An 8,144-nucleotide genomic window follows, 5' to 3' on the forward strand; every position below is an offset into this window, starting at 1 on the left:
GAGGTTTTCCGATGCTGACGCCGCAATCCCGTGTGGTCATGCTCTCCGGTGCCACGCGCGGCATCGGGCGTGCGGTGCTGGAACGCCTGCTGGCCGCGGGCTGCATCATCAGCGCGGGTGTCCGCACCGCCGCGAGCCTGCCGCAGCACGCCAATCTGACCCACCACCCCTACGACGCCGCCAAGACCGGCAGCGCGGAGGCCTGGGTTGCCGCCACCATCGAACGTCATGGCCGCATCGACGCTTTGGTGAACGCCGCCGGCATCAATCCGCGCGGCACCTTGTTCGACACCGATGAGACGCCGTTCGACGACCTGTGGACTGTCAATGCCAAGGGGCCGATGCGGGCGATCCGCGCCGCCTGGCCGCATCTCGTGGCCAGCGGCAGCGGGCGCGTGGTGAACATCTCCTCGCTCTCGGGCAAGCGGGTGCGGAACGACAATCTCGCTTACGCCATGAGCAAGTTCGCCGTGGTGGCGCTGACGCAGGAGGTCCGTCGCCTCGGCTGGGACCATGGCATCCGCGCGACGGCGGTCTGCCCCGGTTTCGTCGATACCGACATGACCTCGCATGTCACCAAATTCCCGCGCGAGCAGATGAGCCGGCCCGAGGATCTGGCCGCGCTGATCGAGGTTGTGCTGCATCTCTCCAACACCGCGAGCGTGGCGGAGCTTCTGGTCAACTGCCGCCACGAGGATACGCTGTGAAGCTGCGGCGGCTGCGCGATGCCGGGCGGCCGCGCATCCTGCTGACCCTGGAAGGCGAGGCGCTGGAAGCGCAGGCCGGCGACACGCTGTTGACGGCGCTGCTCGCCGGTGGCGCCGGGCATCTGCGCGACAGCGAATTCGGCGACGGCCCCCGCGCGGGTTTCTGCCTGATGGGCGCCTGCCAGGATTGCTGGGTGGTGGTCGAAGGGCAGGGCAGGGTGCGCGCCTGCGCGACGCTGGCCGAGGACGGCATGAGGGTGAAACGCGGATGAGGATCGCCGTGGTTGGCGCCGGCCCCGCCGGGGTGCGCGCCGTGCAGACCCTGGTCGCCGCGGGGCACCGCCCCGCCTGGCTGGATGAGGCACCGGATGGCGGCGGCCGCATCTACCAGCGCCCGCCCGCGGCCCTGAACCGCGACGCGAAGATGCTGTATGGCTTCGAGGCCAAGCGCGCGACCGCGCTGCATGACACGCTGGATGCGATGAAGCCGCGCACCGACTGGCGGCCCGACACCTTCGTCTGGCACATCCGCCCGGGTGTGAAGCGTTTGCAGACGCTGCATCGCGGCGTGCAGGCGGTGGTGGACTACGACGCCGTGCTGCTCTGCACCGGCGCGATGGATCGCGTGGTGCCGGTCCCCGGCTGGACGCTGCCGGGTGTCACCACCATGGGTGCCGCGCAGATCGCGCTGAAGACCCAGGGCTGCGGCATCGGCAGCCGCGTGGCCTTCCTCGGCAGCGGGCCGCTGCTGTGGCTTGTGGCGTATCAATATGCCCGGGCCGGGGCGGATGTGGTGGCGGTGCTGGACACCACCTCCTTCGCCACCAAGGCGCGGGCCGCATTTGGGCTGCTGCGCGGCGGCGCGACCTTCGCCAAGGGGCTCTATTACATCGGCTGGCTGCGCGCGCATGGCATCCGCATCGATGAGGGCGTGACGCCCGTGGCGATCGAGGGCGCTGGGTCGGGCGTCACCGGGCTCGACTGGCGCGATGCGCGCGGGCGGGCGCAGCGCGTCGATTGCGATGCCGTCGGCATCGGCTGGGGGCTGCGGCCCGAGGCGCAGCTTGCGGACCTCGCCGGCATCCCATTCCGCTTCGATGCCATCCAGCACAATTGGGTGCCGGAACGCGATCTTGCAGGCCGTACCAGCGTCGAAGGGCACTACCTGGCCGGTGACGGCGCCGGCATCGGCGGCGCCGAGGTCGCGGAACTGGCCGGCGCCCGCGCCGCCCTGGCCCTGTTGCAGGATGCGGGGGCAGCGGTGGATGCCGCCGAGGCCGCGCGGCTGGACCGTGCCCTGACCGCGGCCGGGCGCTTCCGCGTCGCGTTGGAGCGCGCCTCGCCTTACCCCGCGCATCTCGCCGCGGGTTTGCCCGATGATACGATCCTCTGCCGCTGCGAGGGGCTGCGCGTCGGCGAACTGCGCGCCGCCGCTGCCGAGGAGTACCCCGCCGGCCGTGCGCCCGAGATGAACCGCGCCAAGGCCTTCACCCGCACCGGCATGGGCCGATGCCAGGGCCGCGTCTGCGGCGCCGCCGCCGCCGAGATCCTGGCCGCGGCCCTTGGCGTTCCGGTCGATGCGATCGGCCGGCTGCGCGGGCAGCCCCCGGTCAAGCCGATCCCCATCGTCGCGCCACCCGCCGAGGCCGTGCCATGACCACCTCCTGCGATGTGCTGATCGTGGGCGGCGGTGGTGCCGGCTGTTCGGCCGCGCTGCATATGGCGCAGCGCGGGCAGCGCGTGATCCTGCTCGAACGCGGACTGGTCGGCAGCCAGGCCTCGGGCGTGAATTACGGCGGCGTGCGGCAGCAGGGGCGGAACCCGGCGGAACTGCCGATCGCCCGCCGTTCCCACGCGCTGTGGATGCGGATGCCGGAGCTGGTCGGCAGCGATGTGGAATTCAGCGTCACCGGCCATCTGAAACTCGCGCGCAACGACGCTGAGGAAGCCGAGCTGATCGCCTATCTCGACACCGCGCGCGAGCATGGGCTGGCGCTGCGGATGGTCGGGCGCAACTCCATCCATCGCGACTATCCCTGGCTGGGGCCGAAGGTGGTGGCGGGCTCCTTCGCGCCCGAGGATGGCTCAGCCAATCCGCGCCTGCTCTCATCATCGCTCGCCCGTGTCGCGCGCCTGGCCGGTGCCGAGATCCGCGAGCACACCAAGGTCACGGGCTTCGCGCATGACGGCAGGCTGTTCCGCCTGACCGCCGAGGATGGCACCGAATTCTCCGCCCCCGTGCTGCTGAACATGGCCGGCTACTGGGGCGGCGCCGTGGCGGCGGCCTTTGGCGAGGCGGTGCCGATCAAGCCGCTCAGCCCGAACATGGCGGTGACCGAGCCGGTCCCCTTCTTCATCGAGCCCAACCTTGGGGTCGTGGGCGGCAATGTCTATCTGCGCCAGATCCCGCGCGGCAACATCATCATCGGCGGCGGCCATGGCGAGAGCGACGTCTCCGGCGGCCGGGCCTGGGCGCGGCCGCTGCCGGAGGTGACGCTGGAGATGCTGGGCCTCGCGGTCGCACTGGTGCCCTCGCTCGTGGGCGTGCAGGTGATCCGTAGCTGGACCGGCATCGACGGCCAGATGCCGGATCGCATCCCGGTGATCGGGCCCAGCGGCACCATGCCAGGGCTGTTCCACGCCTTCGGTTTTTCCGGCCATGGCTTCCAGCTTGGGCCGGGTGTCGGCGCGATCATGACCGAGCTTGTGCTCGATGGGCACACGGATGTGCCGCTTGCGCCATTCCGCATCGGCCGCTGGCGCGATGCGGCCTGAAGGATTTTTCGCTGCCATGAAGATCACCCGCGCGCAGATCTACCTCACCAAGATCGACGGCCGCACGCCGCTCATCCTGCGGCTCTGGACCGATGAGGGCATCAGCGGCCTCGGCGAGGCCGCGCTGGCCTATGGCATCGGCGCCAGCGGCGCCGCGGCGCTGATCGAGGAGATGCTGCGCAAGATCGTGCTGGGCCGCCGCGCCTTCGATATCGAGGCGATCTGGAGCGACCTTTACGACCACAGCTTCTGGGCCAAGGGCGGCGGCCCGATCATCTTCGCCGCGATCAGCGCGATCGAGACGGCGCTCTGGGATATCAAGGGCAAGGCGCTGGGCGTGCCGGTCTATGAGCTGCTGGGCGGGCGCTACCGGCAGGAGGTGCGCTGCTACGCCAATGGCTGGTCCTTCCGCGCCTCCACCCCCGACGAGTTGGCGCGCGCGGCGGAGACGGCGCTGGCCGCCGGCTATGACGCGTTGAAATTCTATCCGCTGGCGACGCCGATCGGGAACCATCCGAACGGCATCTTCGCCCATATCTCCCGCCGCGAATTCGACCGCGACTTCGAGCGCCTGGCCGTCGCGCGTGTCCGAGCCGTGCGCGATGCCGTCGGCCCGGATGTCGATCTGATGGTGGATATGAGCGCGGAACTCACCACCGACGCCATCATCCGCCTCGGGCTGAAGCTGGAGGAATTCGACCTGTTCTTCTTCGAGGAGCCGGTCGATCCCTTCGATCCCGAGGCGATGAAGATGGTCGCCGACCGCCTCTCCATGCCGGTCGCGGCTGGTGAGCGGCTCTACACCCGCTATGGCTTCCGCCGCCTGTTCGAGCTGCGCGCCGCGGCCATCGTGCAGCCCGACATCGGCACCGTCGGCGGCATGATGGAGACGAAGAAGATCGCCGCCATGGCCGAGACCTACAACATGCGGGTGCAGCCGCATCTCTGCGCCGGGCCGGTCGCCACGGCGGCGGCGCTGCAACTCGACGCCTGCATCCCGAACTTCCTCATCCAGGAACTCTATCCCTTCCGCGTGCCGGAGCATTTCGCGCTGGTGGACGCGCCCCTGGAACCGCAGGTGAAGAATGGCCGGGTCGCGATCCCCGACCGGCCGGGCCTCGGCGTCGAACTGGTCGAGGCCAATATCGCACCCTTCCTGGGCGCGGAGCTGGCGCTCGGGGATTGAAGGGGCGTCGCCTGATGCTGGCGGCTGGCCGCCGTCAGGTCGCGGGGCGCTTGCGGCCGCGCTTGGGCTTGGCCGCCGCGCGGGCCGCCGCCAAGGCGCGCGCGGCCCAGGTGCGCAGCGTCTCCGTCTCCTCGATCACCGCATCGGGCGCTTCGTAGTAGCTGGCCACGGTCACCTCGCGGTCGCGGGTCTGGTAGGTGAAGGGGGAGGCGCCTTCGGCCTCGAACAGCGGCCGTGTCGCGTCATCCACCCGCAGGTAGAGCGCGCCCTTGATCACCATGGCGAAGGTCACCTGATCGACCGAGAGCCCGGCGCCGCCGAACAGGCGCCGGACGGCGACGGGCCCGAGCGGGCCAAGCTCTGCCGCGATCTCCATCGCCCGGCCCCGCGCATCCAGCGCGGTGGGGCGCACCAGCATCCGCCCGTTCGCCATGGTCTCCATCCTTCTTCGGCCGCATGCCACGCCGTGACGCTGTGGTTGCGCAAGCAGGAAGCAATACGCCGCCGAAGCTGTATCCGGGTGGCAAGCGGCAGGGGCATATCAGCTCAGCGCAGCTTGCACGGCGGCGCCGCGCCCGACTAGGCTGCCGGCCTATGCTGCGATTCCTCCTGCGTCGCCTTGCCGTCGCGCTTCTTGTCGCCCTGACCGTGCTGACGCTGAGCTTCCTGCTCACGCGGCTATCGGGCGATCTCGCCATCTCCATCGCCGGGCCGAATGCCACGCAGGAAGATGTGGACATCATCCGCCGGGCCTATGGGCTCAACCGGCCGCTGACGCAGCAATACCTCGATTGGCTGGTGCGCGCCGTGCAGGGCGACTTCGGCGACAGCTTCTTCTTCAAGGACCGGGTCGCCAAGCTGATCGCGAGCCGGTTGCCGATCACCATGACCCTGGGTTTGGTCGGGCTTGCCATTGCGCTGGTGGTGTCGCTGCCGCTCGGCATCATCGCGGCGGTGCGGGAGAATTCCTGGGTGGATCGTTCGGTGATGATGGTGGCGCTGATCGGGCAGGCGATGCCGAGTTTCTGGCTCGGGCTGATCCTGATGGTGGTGCTGGGGCTCAACCTCGGCTGGCTGCCCATCTCGGGGACGGGGGGCTGGGAGTATTATGTGATGCCGGGGATCGTGCTGGCGTTTTCGGCCATCCCCTCGCTGATGCGGCTGACCCGCAGCGGGATGATCGAGGCGTTGTCCTCCGACTATATCCGCACGGCGCGGGCCAAGGGGCTTTCCCGCCTGTCGATCCTGGTGAAGCACGGCTTCCGCAACGCGGCGATCCCGGTGGTCTCGATCGCGGCGGTGCAGCTCGGCTTCATGCTCGGCGGCTCGATCGTGATCGAGAGCGTCTTCGCCATGCATGGCGTCGGCTACCTCGCCTGGGAGAGCATCGGCAAGAACGACTTCCCGGTGGTGCAGGCCGTGGTGCTGGTGCTGGCGCTGCTCTACATCGCGCTGACCCTGCTGGCCGACATGCTGAATGCGGTGCTCGATCCGCGGCTGCGCAGCGCGTGAGCGAGGTGATCCTGCCCGGCAGCGGTGCCGGCCGCCGCCTGCTTGCCAATACCGGCTTCCTTCTCGGCGCGCTGATCGTGGGCGCGGTGCTGATCGTGGCGATCCTGGCCCCCTGGATCTCGCCGCATGATCCCTTCGCGATCGACCTGACGCGCCGGCTGGTGCCACCGGTTTTCATGGAAGGTGGCACGCCGCTCAATCTCCTCGGCACCGACCAGCTCGGGCGGGATTATCTGTCGCGGCTGATCTATGGCGCGCGCATCTCGATGGTGATCGGCATCTCGACCGTCATCGTCTCCGGCCTCATCGGCACCACCATCGGCGTGCTCGGCGGCTTCTATGGCGGGCGGGTGGATGATGCGGTGATGTTCGCGATCACCGCGCGGCTTTCGATCCCGGTGGTGCTGGTGGCGCTGGCCGTGGCCGGGCTGATGGGCACCAGTTTTCTGCTGGTCATCCTGATCCTGGGACTGCTGCTCTGGGACCGCTTCGCCGTGGTCGCGCGCTCCACCACCATGCAGCTCCGCAACCTCGATTACGTCAGCGCGGCCTGGTGCGCCGGCTCCTCCCACAGCAGCGTGCTGCTCAAGGAAATCCTGCCGAACATCGCGACCCACCTCGCCGTGGTGGCGACTTTGGAGATGGCCTTGGCGATCCTGCTGGAGGCAGCGCTGTCCTTCCTCGGCCTTGGCGTCCCGGCGCCGCTGCCGTCCTGGGGGCTGATGATCTCGGAGGCCAAGGAATACATGTTCTTCACCCCCTGGGTGATCCTGGTCCCCGGCATCGCGCTGTTCGTGCTGGTGCTGGGCGTCAACCTGCTCGGCGACGCGCTGCGCGACATGCTGGGCACGGACCTCAACCGATGAGCGCGCTGCTGGAGGTCCAGGGCCTGCGCGTCACCTTCGGCGGCACCGCCGCGGTGCGCGGGGCCTCGCTGACGGTGAACAAGGGGGAAACCCATTGCCTGGTGGGCGAGAGCGGCTGCGGCAAATCCGTGACCTCGCTGGCGATCATGGCGCTGCTGGCCAAGGGCGGGCGGCGGGAGGCGGATGTGCTCTCCTTCGCCGGGCAGGACATCCGCGGGCTGAACGAACGCCAGATGTCCAGGCTGCGCGGCGACCGGATGGCGATGATCTTCCAGGAGCCGATGACCAGCCTGAATCCGGCCTATACCGTCGGCTCGCAGATGACCGAGGTGCTGCGCCGACATCGCGGCGCCTCCCGCGTGCAGGCGGTGGACCGCGCCGCCGAGCTTTTGGGCCGCGTCGGGATCACGGCGCCGGGGCTGCGGCTCGGGCAGTTCCCGCATCAGCTTTCGGGCGGGCTGCGCCAGCGGGTGATGATCGCCATGGCGCTGATGTGCGATCCGGAACTGCTCATCGCCGACGAGCCGACCACGGCGCTCGACGTCACCGTGCAGGCGCAGATCCTGCGGCTGCTGGCGGGGATCCAGAAGGACCTCGGGCTCGGCATCCTGCTGATCACGCATGACCTTGGCGTGGTCGCGCGGATCGCTGACCGCGTCTCGGTGATGTATGCGGGGGAGGTTGTGGAATCCGCCCCGACCGCCGCCCTCTTCGCCGATCCGCAGCACCCCTATACCCGCGGGCTGCTGGCCTGCGTGCCGGTGCCGGGCAAGGTGAAACGGGGTGATCCGCTGGGCAGCATCCCGGGCGTGGTGCCGCGCATCCCGCCGGGGTTCCGCGGCTGCGCCTTTCGCGACCGCTGCGCCTATGCCCATGCCGAATGCGCCGGCACGATCCCGCGGCGTGGCGCCGGGGCAGGGCATGAGGTGCTTTGCACCCTGCCGCCCGGCTATGCCAGCAGGGTGGCAGCCTAATGGCTCAGTCAAGCGGCCATTTTGAATCTGGTCTGGAAGGGCGTGCGGTTTTGCACGACGGCCCAGAGCACGTTCACGCGGCGTCTTGCGAGGGCGATGACGGCCTGATGGTGGCGTTTTCCTT

9 protein-coding genes are annotated in these 8,144 nt (G+C 69.4%); 8 read left to right on the forward strand and 1 reads right to left on the reverse strand.

Annotated features, from left to right (window positions below; genetic code table 11):
- The first annotated feature begins 11 nt into the window (after positions 1 to 11).
- Genes C8P66_RS08100 through C8P66_RS08120 form a run of 5 tightly spaced genes read left to right on the forward strand, consistent with a single transcriptional unit; the run spans position 12 to position 4,668 of the window.
- Entirely contained in the window at positions 12 to 707 is a 696-nt protein-coding gene (locus tag C8P66_RS08100; protein ID WP_111397724.1) for an SDR family NAD(P)-dependent oxidoreductase, read from the forward strand.
- Positions 704 to 979 carry a (2Fe-2S)-binding protein gene (locus C8P66_RS08105; protein ID WP_111397725.1) on the forward strand — a complete coding sequence of 92 codons (276 nt, stop codon included), beginning with the start codon at positions 704 to 706 and terminating at the stop codon, positions 977 to 979. Before C8P66_RS08100 ends, C8P66_RS08105 begins: the two co-directional genes overlap by 4 nt.
- Positions 976 to 2,364, forward strand: coding sequence for an FAD-dependent oxidoreductase (locus C8P66_RS08110; protein WP_111397726.1), 1,389 nt, complete (start codon positions 976 to 978; stop codon positions 2,362 to 2,364). Before C8P66_RS08105 ends, C8P66_RS08110 begins: the two co-directional genes overlap by 4 nt.
- Positions 2,361 to 3,482, forward strand: coding sequence for an NAD(P)/FAD-dependent oxidoreductase (locus C8P66_RS08115; RefSeq protein WP_111397727.1), 1,122 nt, complete (start codon positions 2,361 to 2,363; stop codon positions 3,480 to 3,482). The genes C8P66_RS08110 and C8P66_RS08115 overlap by 4 nt, the downstream gene beginning before the upstream one ends.
- A 16-nt stretch (positions 3,483 to 3,498) precedes the next feature.
- Positions 3,499 to 4,668, forward strand: coding sequence for a mandelate racemase/muconate lactonizing enzyme family protein (locus C8P66_RS08120; RefSeq protein WP_111397728.1), 1,170 nt, complete (start codon positions 3,499 to 3,501; stop codon positions 4,666 to 4,668).
- A gap of 34 nt (positions 4,669 to 4,702) precedes the next feature.
- On the opposite strand, the gene C8P66_RS08125 is transcribed toward C8P66_RS08120, so the two are convergent.
- The gene (locus C8P66_RS08125; RefSeq protein WP_211314073.1) at positions 4,703 to 5,101 is read right to left on the reverse strand and encodes a TfoX/Sxy family protein; all 399 of its coding nucleotides are present in this window, start codon (positions 5,099 to 5,101) and stop codon (positions 4,703 to 4,705) included.
- A 161-nt stretch (positions 5,102 to 5,262) separates the two neighbouring features.
- Between C8P66_RS08125 and C8P66_RS08130 the strand changes: the two genes are divergently transcribed.
- The 3 genes from C8P66_RS08130 to C8P66_RS08140 are packed head-to-tail and all read left to right on the forward strand — an operon-like array spanning position 5,263 to position 8,020.
- On the forward strand, positions 5,263 to 6,180 hold the full coding sequence (locus C8P66_RS08130; RefSeq protein WP_111397729.1) for an ABC transporter permease: 918 nt from the start codon (positions 5,263 to 5,265) through the stop codon (positions 6,178 to 6,180).
- Entirely contained in the window at positions 6,177 to 7,046 is an 870-nt protein-coding gene (locus tag C8P66_RS08135) for an ABC transporter permease (RefSeq protein WP_111397730.1), read from the forward strand. Before C8P66_RS08130 ends, C8P66_RS08135 begins: the two co-directional genes overlap by 4 nt.
- Positions 7,043 to 8,020 carry an ABC transporter ATP-binding protein gene (locus C8P66_RS08140; RefSeq protein ID WP_111397731.1) on the forward strand — a complete coding sequence of 326 codons (978 nt, stop codon included), beginning with the start codon at positions 7,043 to 7,045 and terminating at the stop codon, positions 8,018 to 8,020. Before C8P66_RS08135 ends, C8P66_RS08140 begins: the two co-directional genes overlap by 4 nt.
- The last annotated feature ends 124 nt before the right edge of the window (positions 8,021 to 8,144 follow it).

The organism is Humitalea rosea, assembly GCF_003253705.1.
GTDB classification, from domain to species: domain Bacteria; phylum Pseudomonadota; class Alphaproteobacteria; order Acetobacterales; family Acetobacteraceae; genus Humitalea; species Humitalea rosea.

Bases quoted from the DNA above. Each gene is read 5' to 3' on its own strand.
- C8P66_RS08125 (WP_211314073.1), bottom strand. From the start codon at position 5,101: ATGGCGAACGGGCGGATGCTGGTGCGCCCCACCGCGCTGGATGCGCGG.
- C8P66_RS08100 (WP_111397724.1), top strand. From the start codon at position 12: ATGCTGACGCCGCAATCCCGTGTGGTCATGCTCTCCGGTGCCACGCGC.
- C8P66_RS08130 (WP_111397729.1), top strand. From the start codon at position 5,263: ATGCTGCGATTCCTCCTGCGTCGCCTTGCCGTCGCGCTTCTTGTCGCC.
- C8P66_RS08120 (WP_111397728.1), top strand. From the start codon at position 3,499: ATGAAGATCACCCGCGCGCAGATCTACCTCACCAAGATCGACGGCCGC.
- C8P66_RS08140 (WP_111397731.1), top strand. From the start codon at position 7,043: ATGAGCGCGCTGCTGGAGGTCCAGGGCCTGCGCGTCACCTTCGGCGGC.
- C8P66_RS08115 (WP_111397727.1), top strand. From the start codon at position 2,361: ATGACCACCTCCTGCGATGTGCTGATCGTGGGCGGCGGTGGTGCCGGC.
- C8P66_RS08110 (WP_111397726.1), top strand. From the start codon at position 976: ATGAGGATCGCCGTGGTTGGCGCCGGCCCCGCCGGGGTGCGCGCCGTG.